The 20,379-nt window shown below is 61.4% G+C and carries 18 protein-coding genes and 1 tRNA gene; 9 read left to right on the top strand and 10 right to left on the bottom strand.

Annotated features, from left to right (window positions below):
* Nucleotides 1-31: 31 nt before the first annotated feature.
* A tRNA-Val gene (locus tag K9B37_RS09225) sits at nucleotides 32-106 on the top strand.
* 58 nt (nucleotides 107-164) lie between these two features.
* Here the strand turns inward: K9B37_RS09225 and K9B37_RS09230 are convergent.
* Nucleotides 165-878 carry an HAD family hydrolase gene (locus K9B37_RS09230; RefSeq protein WP_224312786.1) on the bottom strand — a complete coding sequence of 238 codons (714 nt, stop codon included), beginning with the start codon at nucleotides 876-878 and terminating at the stop codon, nucleotides 165-167.
* 108 nt (nucleotides 879-986) lie between these two features.
* Between K9B37_RS09230 and K9B37_RS09235 the strand changes: the two genes are divergently transcribed.
* From K9B37_RS09235 to K9B37_RS09245, 3 genes are all read left to right on the top strand, one after another.
* The gene (locus K9B37_RS09235) at nucleotides 987-1,442 is read left to right on the top strand and encodes a hypothetical protein (protein WP_224312787.1); all 456 of its coding nucleotides are present in this window, start codon (nucleotides 987-989) and stop codon (nucleotides 1,440-1,442) included.
* Between the two features lie 127 nt (nucleotides 1,443-1,569).
* Nucleotides 1,570-2,265: a ribose-5-phosphate isomerase RpiA gene (gene rpiA, locus K9B37_RS09240; protein WP_224312788.1), complete on the top strand. Its 696-nt coding sequence runs from the start codon at nucleotides 1,570-1,572 to the stop codon at nucleotides 2,263-2,265.
* A gap of 28 nt (nucleotides 2,266-2,293) precedes the next feature.
* Nucleotides 2,294-2,797, top strand: a complete 504-nt coding sequence (locus tag K9B37_RS09245) for a DUF2059 domain-containing protein (protein WP_224312789.1) — start codon at nucleotides 2,294-2,296, stop codon at nucleotides 2,795-2,797.
* Between the two features lie 81 nt (nucleotides 2,798-2,878).
* Here K9B37_RS09245 and K9B37_RS09250 read toward each other — a convergent pair whose 3' ends face one another.
* From K9B37_RS09250 to K9B37_RS09275, 6 genes are all read right to left on the bottom strand, one after another.
* Nucleotides 2,879-3,478, bottom strand: a complete 600-nt coding sequence (locus K9B37_RS09250; RefSeq protein WP_224312790.1) for a hypothetical protein — start codon at nucleotides 3,476-3,478, stop codon at nucleotides 2,879-2,881.
* A 30-nt stretch (nucleotides 3,479-3,508) separates the two neighbouring features.
* Complete coding sequence (locus tag K9B37_RS09255; RefSeq protein WP_224312791.1) at nucleotides 3,509-4,033, bottom strand: cysteine hydrolase family protein; 525 nt, start codon at nucleotides 4,031-4,033, stop codon at nucleotides 3,509-3,511.
* Nucleotides 4,030-4,491 (bottom strand): GFA family protein, encoded by a 462-nt coding sequence (locus K9B37_RS09260; RefSeq protein WP_224312792.1) that lies wholly within the window; start codon nucleotides 4,489-4,491, stop codon nucleotides 4,030-4,032. Before K9B37_RS09260 ends, K9B37_RS09255 begins: the two co-directional genes overlap by 4 nt.
* Nucleotides 4,492-4,679: 188 nt before the next feature.
* The gene (locus K9B37_RS09265; protein ID WP_224312793.1) at nucleotides 4,680-6,179 is read right to left on the bottom strand and encodes a tripartite tricarboxylate transporter permease; all 1,500 of its coding nucleotides are present in this window, start codon (nucleotides 6,177-6,179) and stop codon (nucleotides 4,680-4,682) included.
* A 4-nt stretch (nucleotides 6,180-6,183) separates the two neighbouring features.
* Nucleotides 6,184-6,663, bottom strand: coding sequence for a tripartite tricarboxylate transporter TctB family protein (locus tag K9B37_RS09270; protein ID WP_224312794.1), 480 nt, complete (start codon nucleotides 6,661-6,663; stop codon nucleotides 6,184-6,186).
* Between the two features lie 69 nt (nucleotides 6,664-6,732).
* Nucleotides 6,733-7,674 carry a Bug family tripartite tricarboxylate transporter substrate binding protein gene (locus K9B37_RS09275; protein ID WP_224312834.1) on the bottom strand — a complete coding sequence of 314 codons (942 nt, stop codon included), beginning with the start codon at nucleotides 7,672-7,674 and terminating at the stop codon, nucleotides 6,733-6,735.
* A 187-nt stretch (nucleotides 7,675-7,861) separates the two neighbouring features.
* Here K9B37_RS09275 and K9B37_RS09280 point away from each other — a divergent pair, with 187 nt between their 5' ends.
* Both K9B37_RS09280 and gor read left to right on the top strand, forming a co-directional pair.
* Nucleotides 7,862-9,121, top strand: coding sequence for an O-antigen ligase family protein (locus K9B37_RS09280; RefSeq protein WP_224312795.1), 1,260 nt, complete (start codon nucleotides 7,862-7,864; stop codon nucleotides 9,119-9,121).
* Nucleotides 9,118-10,503 (top strand): glutathione-disulfide reductase, encoded by a 1,386-nt coding sequence (gene gor / locus K9B37_RS09285; RefSeq protein ID WP_224312796.1) that lies wholly within the window; start codon nucleotides 9,118-9,120, stop codon nucleotides 10,501-10,503. The genes K9B37_RS09280 and gor overlap by 4 nt, the downstream gene beginning before the upstream one ends.
* A 20-nt stretch (nucleotides 10,504-10,523) precedes the next feature.
* On the opposite strand, the gene K9B37_RS09290 is transcribed toward gor, so the two are convergent.
* The 3 genes from K9B37_RS09290 to K9B37_RS09300 are packed head-to-tail and all read right to left on the bottom strand — an operon-like array spanning nucleotide 10,524 to nucleotide 15,175.
* Nucleotides 10,524-11,438 carry an AAC(3) family N-acetyltransferase gene (locus tag K9B37_RS09290; RefSeq protein ID WP_224312797.1) on the bottom strand — a complete coding sequence of 305 codons (915 nt, stop codon included), beginning with the start codon at nucleotides 11,436-11,438 and terminating at the stop codon, nucleotides 10,524-10,526.
* The gene (locus K9B37_RS09295; RefSeq protein ID WP_224312798.1) at nucleotides 11,368-13,512 is read right to left on the bottom strand and encodes a hypothetical protein; all 2,145 of its coding nucleotides are present in this window, start codon (nucleotides 13,510-13,512) and stop codon (nucleotides 11,368-11,370) included. The genes K9B37_RS09290 and K9B37_RS09295 overlap by 71 nt, the downstream gene beginning before the upstream one ends.
* A 52-nt stretch (nucleotides 13,513-13,564) precedes the next feature.
* Nucleotides 13,565-15,175, bottom strand: a complete 1,611-nt coding sequence (locus tag K9B37_RS09300) for a hypothetical protein (RefSeq protein WP_224312799.1) — start codon at nucleotides 15,173-15,175, stop codon at nucleotides 13,565-13,567.
* A gap of 181 nt (nucleotides 15,176-15,356) precedes the next feature.
* Between K9B37_RS09300 and K9B37_RS09305 the strand changes: the two genes are divergently transcribed.
* From K9B37_RS09305 to gltX, 3 genes are all read left to right on the top strand, one after another.
* Nucleotides 15,357-16,742 carry a class II 3-deoxy-7-phosphoheptulonate synthase gene (locus K9B37_RS09305; RefSeq protein WP_224312800.1) on the top strand — a complete coding sequence of 462 codons (1,386 nt, stop codon included), beginning with the start codon at nucleotides 15,357-15,359 and terminating at the stop codon, nucleotides 16,740-16,742.
* A gap of 339 nt (nucleotides 16,743-17,081) precedes the next feature.
* On the top strand, nucleotides 17,082-18,815 hold the full coding sequence (locus K9B37_RS09310) for an NAD+ synthase (RefSeq protein ID WP_224312801.1): 1,734 nt from the start codon (nucleotides 17,082-17,084) through the stop codon (nucleotides 18,813-18,815).
* A gap of 210 nt (nucleotides 18,816-19,025) precedes the next feature.
* A complete protein-coding gene (gene gltX, locus K9B37_RS09315) occupies nucleotides 19,026-20,366 on the top strand; it encodes a glutamate--tRNA ligase (protein WP_224312802.1) in 1,341 nt (446 codons plus the stop codon).
* The last annotated feature ends 13 nt before the right edge of the window (nucleotides 20,367-20,379 follow it).

Here is a 20,379-nt window from a genome sequence, read left to right on the forward strand (position 1 = left end):
GGGGCTTAACGACTTTAGAAGGCCCTGGTCAGGGCGCGTAGCTCAGCGGGAGAGCATTCGCTTCACACGCGAAGGGTCACAGGTTCAATCCCTGTCGCGCCCACCATTTCTTCCTGATAGTCGATCTTCACAATTTTGTGTATGGCCGCTGGTCGTCGCATGCCTCAGGCGGCTGCGAGACGAACCAGGGTCGCGACCGCGTCGAACAGCTCGTCAAAGTGGCCGATGACCAGATCCGGATTGAGCCGCTTTACCGGCACGTCGGTGTAACCGAACGGCACTGCGATGGATGGAATGCGGGCTGCCTGCGCCGTGACGATGTCGGTGCGCGAGTCGCCGACCATCACGGCCCGGTGGGGATTGCCCCCGGCCTTTTCGATCGTCAGCGTCAGGTGGCGTGGATCGGGCTTGAACACCGGAAAGGTATCGCGTCCGCAATTCGCCGCGAAGCGATGGGCAATCCCGAGAGCCTCAAGCAGCCGGACCGAGTGGTCCTCATACTTGTTGGTGCAGACGGCAAGAACGAAGCCGGCATTCTGCAGCCGCGCCAGGGCCTCCTCGGCCCCAGGATACAGCCGCGTCTTGATGCAGATATTGTCCCGGTAGTGGATCATGAATTGCTGGAACAGGTCGTCGAGACGATCCGGCGTCAGTTCCTTGCCGCTCTCCTCGAAGCCGCGCTGGAGAAGCGCCCGGGCGCCGACTCCCACCAGGTCCCGCGCCTTGCGGACAGGGAGGGTCGGTAGGCCTTCCGCTTCCAAAATCGCGTTCAGGGTTCCGACGAGATCGCCAGCAGTGTCGGCCAGGGTGCCATCGAGATCGAACACGACGATGGGTGGGGCGACGCGGGGGGCGAGGGACGGGCTATGAATGGCCATGAAGGTCGGCTACCTGCACAGGACAAGGGAATCAAGCGGGAGGGGATGATATGGTCTTCTGGTTGATTCGTTCTTACCAAGCTCAAGAAGAACAAGAAGGAGTGTTGAATGCGGCATGCTGCATCGTTGGCATATCTATTTCCGGCTCTGGTGCTGGGAAGCCTCACCGTTCCCGCCTTCGCCGCTCCCTATGATTTCGTGCCCGCGCCCCAGACGGACCTGAACCGGATCTATCGGATCGACCGTATTACCGGGGAGGTCAGTTCCTGCCAGTACGGCCTCCAGGAAGGCACCATCGGCGTGACCCTCTGCTTCGGGGCCGGCGAAGGGGCGGGACCGCAGACGCCCGGCGAATACGGTCTCGTCGCGTCGCGTCACGAGCGCGAGGGAGGCGTCTTCCGGGTCAATTACCGGACCGGGGACATGAGCATCTGCTACGTCTTCGATGAGAAGGTGGTGTGCACCCCCCAGACCAATCCCTCGACCCAGGGCGCCCCGCAATCCGCTCCCGCCGCCACACCCAGCGTCAGGCCCGGAACGGGCGCATCGCCGCAGCGGCCCTGAATGGACTTGTGCCGACCCTCAATCCGTTGAAAAGACCCTGAAACAATCTTTCTCCTCGTAGCTCTGTCGTGCTAGAGGCCAGCCTGACCGGCTTCGCCACGAGGACGATCACCGTTAGGAACCATCAGTGAGCGATAATCTGAAGCGCGATGCGGCGGAGAAGGCTGCGGCCCTCGTCAGCGACGGCATGAGGCTCGGTCTCGGCACCGGGTCCACGGCGGCCTATTTCGTGGCTGCTCTCGGCGCGCGTGTCCGCGGCGGTCTCTCCGTCGTTGGTGTTCCCACCTCCGAGGCGACCCTCGATCAGGCCCGCCGCGAGGGCATTCCTCTGACGACCCTCGACGAGACGCCCGAACTCGACCTGACGGTCGACGGTGCCGACGAGATCGACGATGATCTGCGTCTCATCAAGGGGGGCGGGGGTGCGCTCCTGCGGGAGAAAATCGTGGCGTCCTCCAGCCGCCGCATGATCGTGATCGCCGACGGAACGAAGCGAGTCTCCCGTCTTGGACGCTTTCCGCTGCCGATCGAAGTCGTGCCTTTCGGCCTGCGCGCGACGCAGATCGCCATCGAAAAACTGCTGGAAACCCTGGAGATGAGCGGTGAGATGCATCTCCGGCGGATGGCCGACGGAACGCCCTACATCACCGATGGCGGGCATTTCATCCTCGATGCGCATCTTGGGCGCATCGACAAGCCGAACGTGCTGGCTTCGACGCTCAACAATATTCCGGGCGTCGTCGAGCACGGTCTTTTCATCGGCCTTGCCACGGGTGCGATCCTCGCAACCGGGCAGGGTCTCGTCGAACTCGGTCAGATCTGACCATACCGTCGTGACTGGAGCTTAACCTATGATCCGTTCCGCCTCCCGCTTCGCTGCGACCACGGTCGCGATCCTGATGCTCGCAAGCCCCGTTCTGGCTCAGACGGCGCAGCCTACGCCGACTCAGCTGGCGCTGGCCCGCGAGGTCGCCATCAATTCCGGAATGACGCGCTCGTTCGATGCCATGACCGAGCCTTTCTTCGCTCAGTTGCAGCAGATGAACGTCACGCGTCCCGAGGTCAAAAAGGACCTCGAGGAGGTGGTCACCATGCTGCGGCCAGAGGTGGATCAGCAGAAGCAGAAGATGATCGACAGCGCCGCCCGTGCCTTCGCCAATCGGCTCTCCGAGTCCGAGCTGAAGGAGATCGCGGCCTTCTATCAGACGCCGGCCGGCAAGAAATATGTCGAAGTCCAGCCCGGCCTTCTCGACGACATCGTCAAGGACCTGGCGACCTGGACCCAGAACGTGTCGGAATACATCATGATCCGCGCCCGTGCCGAGATGGGCAAGCGCGGGCATCAGCTCCAGTAACGAGCAATCCCAGACGCATAAAAAGGCCCGGAACACCGGGCCCTTTTTGTGTGATGCTTGCTCGCCATCAACGCGGTTGCGTCACCTTTCGGACGTACCGGCAAGATGCAGGGTCAGCTCATGGGTGAGGCGTTCGAGATCCGCTAGGTCGGTCACGTCTACCAGCCGGATCCCTTGTTTGTTTGCCGACGCGACGAGCGCTTCATTCTCGCGAATGGAGCGCTCCACGAACTTATCGATTGCGCGCTTCGTCTGATCGCTCTGCTGCGAGTGGGCACTGCCTTTCTCGATACGCTCTCGCAGGGCATCGCTTTCGGCGTGAAGACAAATCACCAGTGCCTCGCCAATCTCCCAATCGGACAGGTATTCGGGGCGGAGCGCAGACCCTTCCAAGATGAAACCACGACCCGCTTCGCGCGCCGCTTTTATCGTTTCCCTAATGAAGGGCCGCATATTCTCATGGTGTACCCGCAGGAACCAATGAATCGTGGCATCCGTCAGGCGGAGATAGAATTCCGTGACCGCATCGGGCACGCCCGTCCAAGGTCGGCCTGGATGGCGCCCCAACTTGTCGGTCGAGATGACGGGCCATTCCGTGGCATTGCCAAGGTCGTGCGCGCATGTCGATTTTCCGACATGAGAGGTGCCAAGTAAAAGCAAGCCAGTCGGTCTGGATGTCATAGAAGGTACGTCCTCACCAGGAATGCGGCACTAGAATATGATCTGCGCCGCCTCGAAGAGGTCGACGAACCCGCCTCTCTGAAGCGTGAGGTTGTGATGCGCCACAATCTGCGCGCCGGACAATTCCGGTGTATCGAATGTCGTGTGCCCGTCGCTCACCAGGGTCACCGCGTAACCGAGATCGCGCGCTGCGCGGCATGTCGTATCGATGCAGTACTCGGTCTGCATGCCGGCGATGACGAGCCGATCGATGCTTTGAGAGTGAAGGCGCTCATGCAGGTCGGTTCCGACAAAGGCGCTGCACCGGTCCTTGTCGATGATCGGCTCGCGATCTTGTGGCGCAACGGCGGAATCGATGTCCCAGCCAGGCGTGCCACGCTCAAGGGGATCACCGGCACCTCCATCGTGGCGGACATGAAAGATCGGGATCCCGCGCGCTCTCGCCCGTACAAGCAGATCGGCGCTCCGAGACAGCACCGCATCCCCGGCGTAAGGCTTGTCCGTCAAGCCGAAATTCCCGCGTTGCAGGTCGATCACCAGCAGTGCTGTCGTCATCGCTGATCCCCCCATTGTGCGAAGGCGGCGAGCAGTTCCGGAAATTTCTCCGCAGGCGGAAACTTCTCGAAACTGTGGGGTGCCGGGGTCTTCGCCCAGGGAAGCATCTCGCTCGTATAGGTTTCGACGAAAGGAACGAAGTCATGCGCATCGTCGAACATCGTGCTGCGCACGTTGACGAGATCGTCGAGACCTGCCGGGCGGGTGAACACCCAGCTCATGCAGAAGGCGCAGAAGAAGTGACGGGAGGTGCCGTGGAGACCGCCGATCACGGGCTCTCCCTGTAGGATCTCAAATCCGTCGCTTGGATAGAGAGTGCTGAGCGAGAAGGCGCTTGCCGTCATGCGCTGGCACCCGGTGCAATGGCACGCCATGGTGATCAGCGGCCGGGATGTGACGCGAAACCTCAAGCGGCCGCACCGGCATCCACCTTCCTTCGCAACGTCTTTGTCGGTCATCGCCTGCTCCGCTTTTTGAAGAGTGCATCGTTCGAGGCAGACCCAGAGGGCCGCGTCAGCGAAAACCGGGTCCACTTTTCGCTGACGCGGCCCTCCGGTTCCGCACGATGCGCTCGCATCGGGAGCCCGCTTGGTGCGGGCCGGAGCTCACCGGAGGGCAGGAAGCTGCCCTCCGGGTATCGATCGTCTTAGTCTTCCTGCATCTTGAAGCGGTTGAGCCCCTTGAGCATGAAGGGCAGGATCAGCGCGATGACGGCGATGCCGAGGAGAGTCGCTGAGATCGGGCTCTGCAGCAGGATCATCGGATCGCCGAGGCTGATCGAAAGCGCGCGGCGGAGCTGCGCCTCCGCGATGGGCCCAAGGATCAATCCGACGACTACCGGAGCGATGGGATAATCGAACCGGCGCATGAGGAAGCCGAGGACACCGAAGACCCCGAGCATGGTGAGCTCCACGACGGAAGGCTTGGCGGCGATGGTGCCCATGGTAGCGAAGACCAGAATGCCCGCATAGAGCCAGGGTTGCGGGATCGCCAGGAGCTTCACCCAGAGGCCGACCAGCGGCAGGTTCAGGACCAGCAGCATGGTGTTCGCAATGAACAGGCTGGCAATCAGACCCCATACCAGTTCGGGCCGCTCGGCGAAGAGCAGGGGACCGGGATTGAGGCCGTATTGCTGGAAGCCGGCGAGCATCATGGCGGCGGTCGCGGAGGTCGGCAGACCAAGAGCCAGGAGCGGCACCAGCGTTCCCGCCGCGGAGGCGTTGTTCGCTGCTTCGGGCCCGGCAACGCCTTCGATGGCGCCCTTGCCGAATTCCTCCGGATACTTGGTCAGGCGCTTCTCTGCGGAATATGACAGGAAGGTCGGGATCTCCGCGCCGCCGGCCGGCAGGGCGCCGATCGGGAAGCCGAAGAGGGTACCGCGCAACCAGGGTTTCCACGAGCGTTTCCAGTCCTCCTTGGTCATCCAGAGCGATCCGCGTACCGGCTCGAGGACTTCCTCCTGGATGTGGCGTCGGGAGGCGACGTAGAGCGCCTCGCCCACTGCGAAGAGGCCGACCGCCAGGGTCGTCACCTCGACGCCGTCGAGGAGTTCCGGCACGCCGAAGGTCAGGCGCGCCTGGCCGGTGAGCTTGTCGATGCCGACGAGGCCGAGCGCAAGCCCGACGAACAGGCTGGTGAGCCCGCGCACGGGCGAGTCGCCGAAGGTTGCCGAGACCGTCACGAAGGCCACGCACATCAGGGCGAAGTAGTCCTCCGGACCGAACTGCACCGCCAGCTCGACGAGGGTCGGAGCAAGGAAGGCGAGGCCCAGGGTCGCGATCGTGCCGGCCACGAAGGAGCCGATGGCGGAAGTGGCAAGCGCCGGCCCGCCGCGTCCGGCCTTCGCCATCTTGTTGCCTTCGAGCGCCGTCGCCATGGAGGCGCTTTCGCCGGGCGTGTTGATGAGGATCGCCGTGGTCGAGCCGCCATACATGCCGCCGTAATAGATGCCGGCGAACATGATGATCGAACCGCCCGGATCGAGCTTGAAGGTGATCGGCAGCAGCAGCGCGACGGTCAGCGCCGGACCGATGCCAGGCAACACACCGACGGCAGTACCCAGGAGCACGCCGACGAGCGCGAAGAGCAGATTCATCGGCTGGAGGGCGACCGTCACGCCATGGGCGAGGGCGAAAAAGGATTCCATGTCGTTACGCTCCGATCAGACGCTCGAGGGGGCCCATCGGCAGGCTCAAGGTCAGGAGCTTGGCGAACAGCAGATAGATCACGAGGCCGGCGACCAGGCCGATCACCAGGTCGATGATGAAGGCGCGTCGCCCGAAGGCCGCGGAGGTGCAGGCGAAGAGAACGGCGGTTGCCGGAATGAAGCCGACATTGAACTCGACGAAGGCGATCAGGAGAGCGAGGCCACCGATGATGAGCAGGATGGGCGTCCACCGCAGGCTTTCTCGCTCCGGCAGTTCGCCGCGAAAGGCGCTGACCGCGTTACCCACGGCAAGGATCGCAAGGCCGATGGAGACCACCATGGGCATCGCCTTCGGGCCCAGGCCATAGACAGAGGAGAGCTGCAGGCTGCTCATGTCCTGCCAGATCAGCCCGGCGAGGACGAGCAGTGCTAGGGCAATCAGGAGGCCTGGCTTGTCGACGCGCCGTGGATTGGGTGTCGTCATTGTTGTTCTTCCTTAGAAAAGAAGCGCCGCACGGGGCGGCGCTTCCAGACGTCGTTCCGGGTCGTCCGTTTATGACTTCACGAGGCCGACGGAGGTCAAGACTTCTTTGGTACGGACCTGGTCGTCGGTCAGGAACTTGGCGAAGGCATCGCCCGACTGGTAGGCGTCGTCCCAGCCCTTCTGCTGTAGGATTTCCTGCCATTCCTTCGACTTGACGAGCTTGTCGATGGTGTCGCTCAGGGCCTTCTTCTGCTCGGCCGTGATGCCGGGAGGAGCGACGACGGCGCGCCAGTTGGCGATCTCGAGATCGACGCCCTGATCCTTCAGGGACGGCATCTCTGCCGTGCCCTTGCCGGCAGGCGTGGTCAGGCCGATGAGGCGCAGCTTGCCGGCCTTGATCTGGCTTTCGAATTCGCCGTAGCCGGCGATGCCCGCGGTAACCTTGCCGCCGAGGATGGCCGCAAGCGACTCGCCGCCGCCCGAGAACGGGATGTAGTTGATCTTGGTCGGGTCAGCGCCGACGGCCTTGGCGAAGAGGGCCGCCGCGATGTGGTCGACGCCACCGGCAGAGCCGCCGGCCCAGGTTACCTTCGCCGGGTCGGCCTTCACGGCTGCCGCGAGGTCCTTGGCGTTCTTGATCGGCGAGTTGGCCGGGACGACGATGGCCTCGTACTCGCCTGTCAGGCGGGCGATCGGGGTGGTCTGATCGAGGGTCACCGGAGACTTGTTGGTGAGGAGAGCGCCGACCATCACATAGCCCATGACCATGAGCTGGTCGCCAGCGCCCTTGGCACCGTTCACGAACTGGGCGATGCCGATGGAGCCGCCGGCGCCCGGAACGTTCGTTACCTGGACGCTCTTGACGAGGCCGGACTGGGTCAGGGCCTGCTGCATGGAGCGGGCCGTCTGGTCCCAGCCGCCGCCCGGCGCTGCCGGGGCCATGATCTTGAGTTCAGCCATCTGGGCCGAAGCCGTCGTGACAAAGCCTGCCACGGCCGCGGCGGCGAGCATGCCCCGCCAGAGGCCCTTGCGATAATGGCTCATTCTATTTCCTCCGATACTCGAGAAATTTCGCGCGTGTCGCTTGACTGTTCCCATGCGGGAGCCCGCGCGCTGCGACAAACCGTAAAGCTCGAAAGTGCCTCCGGCAAGCGCTTGCTGCTTTATCGGCGTTAAACCTTCGCGTAAGAGCCAGCCCATGAAAGTTCTCGCCCCGGCCTCCGCCGACATGCCTCCGGCTCAGTCACACTCCCTTCTGGCACAGGGATTGTGGCGGGCCTCCATGGTGGCGCTTGCCCTTATGCCGATCGGAATGGCCATCGCTCACCGGTCGAGCCCGGCCTTCGTTTCCCTGGCGGCACTCTTCGCCCTGGGGGCGGTTATGGCCGAAGGAAGCCTAGGACCATTCGCCGCGAGAATGCGCTCCGCACTTGCGTCGCCGACTGGTATGGCCGCCACGGCCTTCATCGTCTGGAGCCTCGTATCCATCGCGTGGAGCCCGTTCAAGGGCTTGTCCATGAGCGCGTTCGGGGAATTTGTTCTTCCCGTTGTGGCGGTCTTCGTCCTCGGGCTGACGCTTCCCGGCCGCATGAGCCGGGGTGCCTTCTGGCTTCTCGTCGGCGCTTGCGTTCTGGCCTGCGTCACGATGCTCATCGAACTCAAGACAGGGCTCGCCTTGCGCCGGTCCCTCGGGATGCGTTGGAACAGCTTCATCTTCAACCGACCGATCCTGACCCTTCTCTGCCTGACGCCAGCCGTCGTGGCATGGCTTCTGCGTCATGTCCGCTATGGCTGGATCGCGAGTCTGGCCTTCGCGGCGCTGGTCTTCACCGCCATGGCCCATTCGGAAAGCGGGGCATCGATCCTCGGCTTTGCCGCCGGGACCGCGACATTTCTCTTTGCCCTGGCCGCGCCATGCCTCGGAACACGCCTCGCCGTCATCGCCTTCGTGCTCCTGACCGCCGCGGCGCCCTTCCTGGGGACAATCGCCGACCGGGTGATTCCACAAAGCGTGCATCAGACATTGGCGAACGATCATTCGCGCGATCGCGTCGATATATGGCTCAGCTTCGGAGAGGTCATTCGCCAGCAGCCGGTCCTCGGCACCGGCTTCGGGATCAGCCCGCGGATGCGCGATGCTGCCGTTGCCGACCGGATCCCGAGCGAGGACGAAACTCTCCTGGGCGTCGGTCATCCCCACAATGCCTTGATTCAGATCTGGGTTGAGCTCGGCGGTATCGGGGCCCTTCTGGCGCTTTCGGTAATCCTTCTTACCTTGAGGGTAGTCGCCCGGCAGGAGCGTCTGGTGGCGGCGGCGTCGCTGACCCTTCTGGCGGCCGCGACGGCGGTCGCCATGGTCGGCCATGGCGCCTGGCAGGGTTGGTGGGCGGCATCGCTGGGAGCCGCTGTCGTATGGATTCTGGCCGCGCGCCGGACAAAGCTGGGGAAGCAATCATGAGCGATTTCGACGTCGACCTTTTCGTCATCGGCGCGGGGTCGGGTGGCGTCCGTGCTGCGCGCATCGCGGCCGGCTACGGCGCCAAGGTGATGATCGCCGAGGAGTACCGGGTCGGGGGCACCTGCGTCATTCGCGGCTGCGTCCCCAAGAAGCTGATGGTCTATGCCAGCCGCTTCCGCGACGAATTCGAGGAGGCAGCGGGCTTCGGCTGGACCCTGTCCGAGCCTCGCTTCGAGTGGGCGACCTTGATGCGCAACCTCCACAAGGAGGTGGATCGGCTAGAGGGGATTTACCGGGCCAACCTGGAGAAAGTCGGCGTCGACGTCGTCGATAGCCGCGCGGTGATCATCGATCCCCACACGGTTCGCCTTCTCAAGACGGGCGAAGAGATTCGCGCCCGCTATATCCTGATTGCGGTCGGAGCCCATCCGGTGATGGGTCCGCCCATTCCAGGCGGCGAACTTGGAATCACCTCCAACGAAGTGTTTCACCTCAAGGAGCAGCCGCGGCGCCTCCTGGTGGTCGGGGGCGGCTACATCGCGGTGGAGTTCGCCGGTGTTTTCGCCGGCCTCGGCAGCGAGGTGACGCTTCTGCACAGAGGCAACAAGCTCCTGCGCGGGTTCGACGAGGACATTCGCGATGCGCTCGGCGCCGCCTATGTCCAGCGTGGAATCGATGTGCTTCTGGAACGCACCATCCAACGTCTCGATCGCAACCCGGACGGCATTGCCGCCACCCTGAGCGACGGCAGCGTCGTGACGGTGGATCAGGTGCTCGTCGCCACCGGACGCCGTCCGAACACGGCCAATCTCGGTCTCGAGAACGTGGGCGTGAGCGTCGACGAGGTCGGCGCGGTGATCGTCGACGGCTATTCCCAGACGATCGTTCCGTCCATCTATGCGGTCGGCGACGTCACAAACCGGGCGAACCTGACACCCATCGCGATCCGCGAGGGACATGCCTTCGCCGACACGGTCTTCGGCGACAGGCCGACCATGGTCGATCATGATCTGATCCCGACCGCCGTGTTCTCGACGCCCGAGATCGGCGTCATCGGCTGCGGCGAGGCAGCCGCCCGGGAGCGCTTCGGCGACGTGGAGATCTACTACACTACGTTCCGTCCCATGAAGGCGACATTGTCGGGCAGCCAGGACCGGGTGCTGATGAAGCTCGTGGTCGACAAGGCCACCGACAAGGTGGTCGGCGTCCACATCATGTCCCCCGACGCGGGCGAGATGATCCAGCTCGCCGGCATCGCCGTGACCATGGGAGCGACCAAAGCCGATTTCGACCGCACCGTGGCCGTCCACCCGACGGCGGCGGAAGAACTCGTGACCATGCGCACCCCGTTCGTGGTGAAGAAGCCCGTGGCGGTGGGGTAGGGGGCGGCTATGCCCTCTCGCTAGTCCCAGGTGGTAGCGTCGTACCAGGAGACGCCCTGATTGAGCTCGCTCATCAGAGCGTCGTACTGGGCTTGTGCATCGACGACTACGATCGAGGTGTCGCCGACCGTACCGTGCTTCAGAATCCCGTAGCGGCTATTGAGATAATTGCAGAACTTCGTGACGACGTATGATCCCCAGCGGATAGCGTGCACATAAGCGTCCGCTTCGATCGAGCGGCCTGCAGTATCTATGAGATTATAATGATGCGGGCGTCCGAAGAAGACCGGACGTGGATAATCCTGCTTGAGAATATACTCCGGCATATGGATCATTGAGTTGGAATCGAGACTCGCTCCGAGGTAAGCAACCTTGCCGTTGCGCTTCATGAGCTCATGCCAGGGAGAGCCAACATCCATTGAATAGGCAAATTGGTGGTGATTCTCAAGGAAGGGTTCGAATGAGCGCGGCCCCCAAACGGCGCAGTTGTAAATAGGATTGGTGCTGCGCTTCACATCGGAAAATTCGAGAAACAGCTGAGGAAGAAAGCCCCTATTGGTGCGCTGATGCCTCAGGTCGAAGGTGGTGCCGCGAAAAGAGGCCATTTGATAATCGGGAAGAAACTCGGATGGCATCATCAGAATGCCCTCAGAACCAACGAGATCTTTCAGTCCCCGTATGACATTGCGCCCGTAGTGGTCGCTCAAGGACCATTCTGCTTCTTCCGGCCAGCCGTAATAGAGGCTCCGAAACGCCGTATGAGTGAGAAGGCTATCGCCCTCACGGACACCCAGTTCGCGCAAGCACGATACAAGCGCTTCCACCGGAATAGGATATTTACGGTCCATGTGCTGATCTTTTCTCTCAGGCGTGACGACCAATGCGAACAGCCGATCCGGGGCCAAGGTCGAACCAGAAGACGAAATCACTTCCACGCCAAGCGCCGCTCGGCGTCCCTCCATCAACAGTGACCTTATCAGTATCGCATGCGAGCGCGAGACCTTCGATAGCGGTTTCACCGCCGTTGCGAACCGTGATCTCACCCGACGAATGAGGAACCATTTCGACTTTCTCCAACGATATCAGATAATCGAGAAAGTTCCGTAGAGTCGCATTCCACAGCAGCCCGTCCTTCTGCAGGGCGGAGAGGTGCGCAAGGAGGCTCTCGAACTCGGGAGAAGTGACGATTTCCTCATCTTCCGACACGGTCCATGCATTGTTGTAGTCGCCAATGTATGTCGGATAGCAGTGGGAAATGTAGACACCCCATTCGCGAACGAGCTGATTGATCTGCTCACGCGTATACATGGCACGGCCTGCATGTCCCGGATACCAGGATTGCCAAGTCGCAAATGAGACGAATGGAGCTGAACGCAGTCCGGTAGCATCTGCTTGCTTACTCAGAGTCGGATGCCGCCAGTAAATGGGATTTGGGTATGCCGCATCCCAAACCCAATGATTCAGAGCCTCGCTGTTGGCCCGACCGTTTTCCTGTTTTGCATGATACTCGTAATAGGAATTCCAAAAATACTTGATCCCGTGTGAGAGCCAGCTCTGGGCGCTGTAGCTCTTCAAGCCTCGGCAGCAGAAGGACTCAAGGCAGCCTGACTTCTCGCCGTCTGGCTTATACCAGAGGTGATCGATCCATGAGACGGAATTAAAGTGTTCGTGCATGTAACGTGCGGCTTCTTCCACCTCCGCAGCATCGGATGTGTCCGGAGACGCACTGTGAAGACAAATCTCGTATCCGTGACGATGCAAATCCTGAAGGTAGGCGCTAAAGCCTGGTGTCGTCTTGATAGAGCTCATCGGCCCGACGAAATGTCTGGTCTGCGAGTCGTTCAAAACGCCTTCCTTGTTATTGTAGAAAACGCTCTTTGTTGTAGGGATACCTGCTCCCACGAAACCGCCAACGGCTTCTCCGCCGTTATCAATGCGGTCAGAACCAAAATATACTGCGCGGTGCACACGGTCGTGCGTGAAGCAGCCGTGCTCCGTGAAAACGTGGGTTGCCACATAGCCCTTTGGCTGCGTCATAAGGCGAGGGAGAAGAACCGGCTCGAAGCCAGCCCAGAGGGAAAAACGCGCCTCCAGGACGTCCCCAGACTTCAGGACACTCGCAGAGACTTCGTGAAATCCGCCTTCCTCGTTGTTGATCATCATTGGATGATCATCGCATGAATCCAGATTCACGATCAGCCGATTAGGAGCAGGCTCAAAGGCTAGCGAAGAGACGTCGGGAGCGTGATAGATGACAAGGCTGGTTGGACCTTCTCCGAATGCCATGCCTTGCTTGTCGAGCCAGTATCGTTCCCGCTGGAAGGATCGCTGAACCTTACGATTTTTGAGATAGAGCTCCTGAACGGGCGATGCTACCGAAAACTCAAGGGCTACCGTGAAAACCGTAACTTCCTCAGCGCGAGCCTGAGCTTGAGTCACAAATTTGATCTCTGGAGAATCATCCTTGAAGAAGGCACTGACTTGAACCTGCAGCTCCTCCCCGGAGGAGAGAATTAATTCGACATCGCCCCAAAGAGGCCAGGACTTCGTCATTGTAACGGGCAACAAATCGCCCTTAGCGATCGTAGTTGATGCCGTCTTTCCCTCGACAATCAACTGCAATGCGGAAACGATCGGCACACCATCTTTCGAGCTTATGATCCCGATATCACCCGCCGGAAACTTGACGATCTCATAGAACGCGTTGCGGTAGAGGGTTTCCCTCGGCCATTGGCTCTGTTGAACGGCGCGTATGATCTCCGGTCTGGGCTCTTCGACGATCTCGGGCGCTGCCGGAGTGGCGCTCGATGCCTCCGCAGACGCTTCCGAGACAGGTTCTGCCGCTATTTCAGGAAGTGGATTTTGCGCTGCCTCGGCCTGAGCCTCAAGTTCCGAGATCCGTGGAGCAACGACAAGGCGCAACTGAGCTTGCCGACCGAGACCGAACGCGAGAAAGCGTTCGATGATACGCTTAACGATCCGCAGAAAGTATATGATCAAGGACTTCATTTGACCTTGCCTGGTTTATAGGCCGCTTTGTCTTTCGCAACACTTGGCATCTTTATTGCGATTCGGGGGGGTGGGGAGAGATATGCAGGTGAAGGCGAACATCTCTTCCGAGTATCTTCGATGAGAATTTCTCGAAGCAGATCTTATTGAGGCGCAACACGACCCGGAGCAGCTGTAGTCCTAGCGGGCGGCGCCGAGGAACGACGGAAGACGTATCGCTGAGAGCTGCCGGGTCGCTCTCTGGCTGCATGGTCTCGACCAGGCAATCAGTGGCAGTTTCGGAATTCACTAAGGTTTCGTCGTTGACTCCCGCAAGAAGACGCGCAATTTCAGCTTCCTCGGCTGCCTTGGCTGCGCGCAATTCACGCAACGCTTCGCGCCATTCTGTTCGCGTCAACTCCCGAGAGAGGGAGGCTGAGGTTTCGACGAGACCTTCGGGAAAATGAGTAGGACGTGCCGGCATCGCTCGCATGACTCGGTGGTCCCATTCCTCCGAGATCACGGAATCGATCTCCCGGACAAACGCATCGTAGGAGTAGAGGCCGGTTTCGATCAGATCTCTATATGCCCTTTCAGCCATGGCTTCGACAAAATCGATGTCGCGCAACTGATCGACGACCTCGGCAAAATTCGAGAAGTCTTTCTCAAGGGCAATATAATGACGCCCTTTCTCGATGACTTTGGAATATTCTCCAGGAAACAGAACAAGCGTTGTCTTGAGATGAACGGCCTCGAAAATGCGAGGTGAGACCACGTTGAGGACTACATTTCCTTCATATGGCTTCAAAATTTCGCGCTCGACTTCCTCGTATGATGCAGGCGGATGTGTTGTGAGGTAGGAGTATACAGACGCGTCGATCTCTTCCGTTACATCGACGCTGAAGGAGTCCGGCAATCGCCCTGCAAGAAACGCGAAAACAGCGCGATGGATCTCGCCTGTAAAGTCGACGATGCTGGCTCCGCTTTCGACACCCAAAGACGTGCGAGAAGAAGCAATGAACTTGAGCCAGTCGGCGCTGTATATGCGCCGTTCCTCCCGCCAATCGATGTCGCAGCGCAAATCCGTGTGGGAAGCACGAAGTGCGAACTCTTCGGCGATCGTGTATTTCTCTCTATGGAGGCGTCCCAACGCCGGCCAAGCGGGACGTGCGCGATATACAACGTCGAGCGTGCGTTCGCGGTGGGGGCGGATCAGGCTTTCTTCCACATGTTGCAGAGGTGCATACCCTGTCAGGGTCGTTAATACCCGCACCCCGCGCCTGATGAGTTCGCCATAAACGCGATCAATATTGTAGGGCTGATAGCAGGTGAAGAGAACATCGATGCCAATTCGAAGCATATGATCGATGGCGCAGTAGACTTCCCTGTACTCATCTTGGATAAATAAGACCTTCAGGCCACGATAAGCCTTGAGCGCGTTAATCTGAGTATCAGGAAGATAGTTCTTGTTCCAAATAACAATAGAATAATGTATTATTATTGCATCGAAATGATCTAAGTCGGCAAAGGTACCGTTGAGTACCGGATCATGTATAAATACATCGTGCCGGCTTAGTTCCGATAAGGCATATTCATGATCATGTGAGGTGCCGGCATGACCCGGTCTGACATGAGAGAGCATAAGAATGCGCAATTTTTCCTTAGAAGGCAGGGTAAGCCCCATATCTTACACTCTATTAACTTAGTAGCCCTTTCAAATATGCGTCTGTATCCAAGTCAAGCAGTTTGTCCCGCTGCGGCGGTGAGGTGCTCGCTTTTCTCCGCTCTTGGTGTATAGGTGCCCTTTCGTGCCGCTTGTTGCGGTGCACGACGAGGATTTTTGAGGAAGACACGAGGAGTGTGTCATGAACGAGCGGTGGACGCCCGAAAGCTGGAGAAACAAGCCAATCCAGCAGGTCCCGGCCTATCCGGACCTTGAGGCGCTTGGAAACGTCGAGCAGCAGCTCGCTGGGTTTCCGCCGCTGGTTTTTGCAGGTGAGGCGCGCAAGCTGAAGCAGGCTCTGGGCAAGGTCGCCAAGGGGGAAGCCTTCCTGCTTCAGGGGGGCGATTGCGCCGAGAGCTTCGCCGAGCATAGCGCCGACAATATCCGCGATTTCTTCCGCCTGTTCCTGCAGATGGCCGTGGTGCTGACCTTCGCGGGCTCATCGCCCGTCGTGAAGGTGGGCCGTTCGGCCGGCCAGTTCGCCAAGCCGCGTTCTTCCGATACGGAAACCATTGGCGGCGTCGAACTGCCGAGCTATCGCGGCGACATCATCAACGACATCGCCTTCACCCCGGAAGCGCGCATCCCCGATCCACGCCGTCAGGTGGAGGCTTACCGGCAATCCGCCGCGACCCTGAACCTGATCCGGGCCTTCGCGAATGGCGGCTATGCCAATCTCGAGAACGCCCACCGCTGGATGCTGGGCTTCGTGAAGGATTCGCCCCAGTCGGCGCGGTACCGCGAACTGGCTGAGCGTATCACCGAGAGCATCGACTTCATGCGGGCCATCGGGATCGACCCGGAGACCCATCCGGAGATGCGCTCGACGGATTTCTACACCAGCCATGAGGCGCTGCTGCTCGGCTACGAGCAGGCGATGACGCGCGTCGATTCCACGACCGGGGACTGGTACGCGACTTCCGGCCATATGCTCTGGATTGGTGACCGCACCCGCCAGGTCGATCATGCCCATGTGGAATACATGCGCGGCATCAAGAACCCGATCGGCCTCAAATGCGGCCCGTCGCTGACGACGGACGGGCTGCTCAAGCTCATCGACAAGCTCAACCCCGAGGACGAGGCGGGCCGCCTCACGCTGATCTGCCGTTTCGGCGCCGGCAAGGTCTTCGATCATCTCCCGGCGCTCGTGCGCGCGGTGAAGCAGGAGGGCCGCACGGTCGTGTGGTCCTGCGACCCGATGCACGGCAACACCGTCAAGGCCGCATCCGGCTACAAGACGCGCCCCTTCGAGCGGGTCATGAGCGAGGTGCGCGACTTCTTCGCCGTCCACCAGGCGGAAGGCACTTATGCAGGTGGCATCCATCTGGAGATGACGGGCAAGAACGTGACGGAATGCACCGGGGGCGCCCGCGCGCTGACGGATGCGGACCTGATGGATCGCTATCACACCTATTGCGACCCGCGTCTCAACGCGGAGCAGGCGCTGGAAATCGCCTTCCTGACCTCGGAGCTCGTGAAGCAGGAGCGCCAGGGCGGTGCTCGGATCGATCCGGTGGCTGCCGAGTAAGTCTTCGGCAATTTATGGAAAGTAAAAGAGGGGCGCGCAAGCGCCCCTTTTTGCTGGTCGTAAACCGCAGAGGATGAAAATACTTGCTTAGTGCAAGTAGCCGAGGAAGAAAAGAATCAGAATAATCGGCAGCGGAATGCCGATAAGCCAGAGAAGGCCGCCTTTTAACATCGCTGTCTCCATTCGTTCTGTGTCGTGACAACGAACTATGCTGTTTCCGGTTCCATGGCGACGAGCATGGCCCGAGCTTGCCGTTATCGGGAAGTGCAATCCGGATATCTACGTGCTGCTTGTCGGCGGATTGCGGCCGGACGGCCGGCGCGCTACATGCGGAGCGTCATGGCCCAGAACATCCTCAAGATCGCACTCGCTCAGCTCAATCCCATCGTCGGCGATGTGGCCGGCAACGAGGAGAAGGCCCGATCCGCCCGCGCGGAAGCGGCCCGGCTCGGCGCGGATATCGTCATGTTCACGGAACTGTTCCTCGCCGGTTATCCGGCCGAGGATCTGGTGCTGAAGCCGGCGTTCCAGGATTCCTGCCGCGTGGCGCTCGAACGGCTCGCCCGGGAAACGGCGGATGGCGGGCCGGCGATGCTGATCGGGCTTCCTTGGCGGGATAACGGTAATCTCTACAACGCCTATGCGCTCCTCGATCAGGGCACCATCACGGCGCGCTTCAAGGTCGACCTGCCCAATTACGGCGTGTTCGACGAAAAGCGCATCTTCGAGCCGGGCCCGCTGCCAGGGCCCGTGAACTTCCGCGGCATCCGCTTAGGGCTTCCGATCTGCGAGGATATCTGGTCCGGCGACGTGGTCGAATGTCTGGCGGAGACCGGCGCCGAGATGCTCCTTGTCCCGAACGGCTCGCCTTATTGGCGCGGCAAGACCGAGGAGCGCTTCAACATCGCCGCTTCCCGCGTCACCGAGAGTGGCCTGCCGATGGTCTATCTCAACGAAATCGGCGGCCAGGACGAACTCGTCTTCGACGGGGCCTCGTTCATTCTCAATGCCGATTGCTCCCTCGTGGGCCAGCTCCCCGCTAACGAGGAGATCGTTGCTCTCACGGTTTGGGAAAAGGGACCCGACGGCTGGGCCTGCCGCGAGGCCCCGATCGTCACCGTGGAGGAGGAGGACGAGGCGGATTATGCCGCCTGCGTGCTCGGGCTTCGCGACTACGTGGACAAGAACCGCTTTCCCGGCGTGGTGCTCGGCCTCTCGGGCGGCATCGACTCGGCGCTCTGCGCCGCCATGGCCGTCGACGCCCTTGGGCCGGACCGGGTCCACTGCATCATGCTGCCCTATCGCTATACGTCGAGCGAATCCTTCCAGGATGCGGAGGCCTGCGCCAAGGCGCTGGGCGTCCGCTACGATACGGTGCCGATCGCGCCGGCGGTGGAGGGATTCGAGGCCCTGCTGCAGCCGCTCTTTGCTGGGAAGCAGCGCGACATCACGGAGGAGAATCTCCAGAGCCGTGCCCGTGGCACGATCCTCATGTCGATCTCGAACAAGTTCGGGCCGATGGTGGTGACCACCGGCAACAAATCGGAAATGTCCGTGGGCTACGCCACGCTCTATGGCGACATGAACGGCGGCTTCAACCCGATCAAGGACCTCTACAAGATGGAGGTCTATCGCCTGTCCGCCCTGCGCAACCGCTGGAAGCCGAAGGGCGCGCTTGGGCCGGATGGAATCGTCATTCCCGAAAATATCCTGACCAAGGCGCCGAGTGCCGAGCTGCGCGAGAACCAGAAGGACCAGGATTCGCTTCCGCCGTATCCGGTCCTGGACGACATCCTGCGCGGTCTCGTGGAGGATGAGCTGCGCGTCTCCGAGATCGTCGCCAAGGGGCACGATCTGGAAACCGTCAAGAAGGTGGAGCGGCTGCTCTATCTCGCCGAGTACAAGCGCCGCCAATCGGCGCCGGGCGTGAAGGTGACGCGCAAGAATTTCGGCCGCGACCGCCGCTATCCCATCATCAACCGCTTCCGCGATCAGGGGCTGACCGCCCACAAGCCCGATGAGGCTCTGGAGCGGGCCGCCGGCAAGCCGCGGCAGGCCTCTGTGGATATATAACCGTGACCGTCATTCCGGGACGGCGCGGAGCGCCGGGCTCGGAACCCATAACCGCCGGCGTTTCGAAACAGAGAGCAGCGGCTGTCGTCATGCTCTATTCGTCGACGTTGGAGTTCATGGGTTCCGGGCTCCGCTTTCGCGGCCCCGGAATGACGGGATTGCGCAGCTCTCCTCTTGCGCCCCACGGCTCCCTTCGTCATAGGGTTTTTCATGTCAAAGCCCATCGTCCGCTTCGCCCCGTCTCCGACCGGGCATATCCATATCGGCAATACCCGCGTCGCTCTGCTCAACGCGCTCTTCGCGCGCCGGGAGGGCGGGACCTTCATCCTGCGCTTCGACGACACCGATCTGGCGCGGTCGAAGAAGGAATATGCGGATTCCATCGAGACCGATCTCGCATGGCTCGGGATTCCGCCGGATGTGGTGGTGCATCAATCGGAGCGTTTCGAGCTTTACGACGAGGCCGCGGAGCGTCTGAAGGGGATCGGGCGGCTCTATCCCTGCTACGAGACGCCGGAGGAGCTGGAATTCCGCCGCAAGCGCCAGCTCGCCCGCGGCTTGCCGCCGATCTACGACCGTGCCGCGCTCAAGCTCACGCACGAGGACCGCGCGAAGCTCGAAGCCGAGGGGCGTCGTCCCCATTGGCGCTTCCGCCTCGATCATGAAACGGTCACCTGGGACGATCTCGTGCGTGGCCATGCCCATGTGGATTGCGGCTCGCTGTCCGATCCCGTGCTGGTGCGCGAGGACGGGACCTATCTCTACACGCTGCCTTCCGTGGTGGACGATATCGCGCTCAAGATCACACATGTGATCCGCGGCGAGGATCACGTCACCAACACGGCGGTGCAGATCCAGATCTTCGAGGCGCTCGGCGCGAAGGTTCCGACCTTCGCCCATCACAGCCTCCTCATCACCGCGAGCGGGGAGGGGCTGTCGAAGCGCCTCGGGCATCTGTCGATCAAGGGATTGCGGGAGGCCGGGCTCGAGCCGCAGGCGGTCGCCTCACTGGCGGTCCTCGTCGGCTCGGCCGAGGCGGTGCGGCCCGTCGCCGATCTGAACGAGCTGGCGCAGCTCATCGACTTCTCCCACATCTCCCGTGCGCCGGCGAAGTTCGACGAGCATGAGCTCGACCAGCTCAACGCCCGCCTGATCCATGAGATGCCCTACGAGGTCGCACGTCCGCGCCTCGCTGCTCTTGATGCCGACGGAGGGGAAGCCTTCTGGAATGCCATTCGCGGCAACCTGACCAAGCTGGTCGACGCGGCCGAATGGTGGACCATCGTCCGAGGGCCGATCGTCCCCCTGATCGCAGAGCGCGCCTTCACCGAACAGGCCCGCGAACTACTGCCGCCGGAACCCTGGGACGGCACGACCTGGAAGACCTGGACAGATGCCGTGAAGGCAGCGACCGGCCTGAAGGGCAAAGCTCTGTTCATGCCCCTGCGCCAAGCACTGACGGGTCTCGATCACGGCCCTGAGCTCGCCGCGCTCCTGCCGCTGATCGGCCCGGAGCGGGCACGGGCGCGGCTGTCGGGGGAGGCTGCCTGAGAGGCAAAGTTGC

The organism is Microvirga puerhi, assembly GCF_020089865.1.
Classification (GTDB): Bacteria; Pseudomonadota; Alphaproteobacteria; order Rhizobiales; family Beijerinckiaceae; genus Microvirga; species Microvirga puerhi.